This is a genomic window from Nitrincola sp. A-D6 (assembly GCF_000764495.1).
Lineage (GTDB): Bacteria > Pseudomonadota > Gammaproteobacteria > Pseudomonadales > Balneatricaceae > Nitrincola.
In genome coordinates this window covers 1-868 of the sequence record NZ_JRLB01000065.1, presented here as the reverse complement: position 1 = coordinate 868, position 868 = coordinate 1, and the positions used below count along the sequence as shown (strand labels likewise).

General features: G+C 46.9%; 1 protein-coding gene. It reads right to left on the bottom strand.

Annotated elements, in window-relative coordinates:
• Nucleotides 1-24: 24 nt before the first annotated feature.
• On the bottom strand, nucleotides 25-825 hold the full coding sequence (locus tag LH51_RS11105) for a lipoprotein N-acyltransferase Lnb domain-containing protein (RefSeq protein ID WP_036522239.1): 801 nt from the start codon (nucleotides 823-825) through the stop codon (nucleotides 25-27).
• Between the last annotated feature and the right edge of the window lie 43 nt (nucleotides 826-868).

Sequence of the window (868 nt, the reverse complement as noted above, 5' to 3'; positions counted from 1 at the left end):
CCTTTTGCTGATCCCTTTTTGTTTTTACTTACTGACACGAATTAGTTGTGAATAATCCGGGTTTTCAGGACTGATCGTCCCATCGACTCTTGCCTGTGCACGCAGTTGTTCCAGAGTCAGTGCATCGCTGATCCAGCCTTTTTTCTGTGCAAAGCCATCTCCAAATCCGGGCAATAACACCCGATAATCGAGTAAACCTGCCCAGGTTGAATGTTCAGGATCATGGCGAAGCAGACTGGTGACGCAGTTGTCCAGCAGTGTATTGTAGAAACGCGGTTTTTCGAGAATATCGGTGACATCTTCCATCAAACCACGTAATAGATAAGCCTGCTGTGCTTCATCCAGTTGCAAACGATAGAGTAAAACGCGTTCGCCACGTATATGACTGCGCAGACCGATAATGTCAGCTTCTGTGCCCAGCACCAGCATTTTGGGGTACTGATTCAGTAATCCTTTCACCGGACTATAGCTTTGCTCCGGCCGCAAACGTGCCTCAAACGAAACTGCCAGATATTGATCATCTGCAAAACCAAAACTGACGAAGGCATGTGCTAAACCCATACCGGAAAAATGCGATACGCCTAACCAGACATCCTGCAGTTGCTCAATATCATAACTAGATTGTCGATAGTCTGCCGAGCGTATTTCTCCGCTGGAATCGTAGCGAAAATCGCGTAGATGATTGACATGAAAATAGCGACTATCCACGACTGTTACTTCAGGCAAATACGTTTGACCAAGTAACCAAGGCCCTTGATGCGTAGGTTGGCGCAAAACCAACAGAACCACTGTAGCCATCACAACCAGAAATACTGCCCACCCCACCCTTCTACTCCAGTGCTTTAGCATTTTCATACCCTAAAAGGGG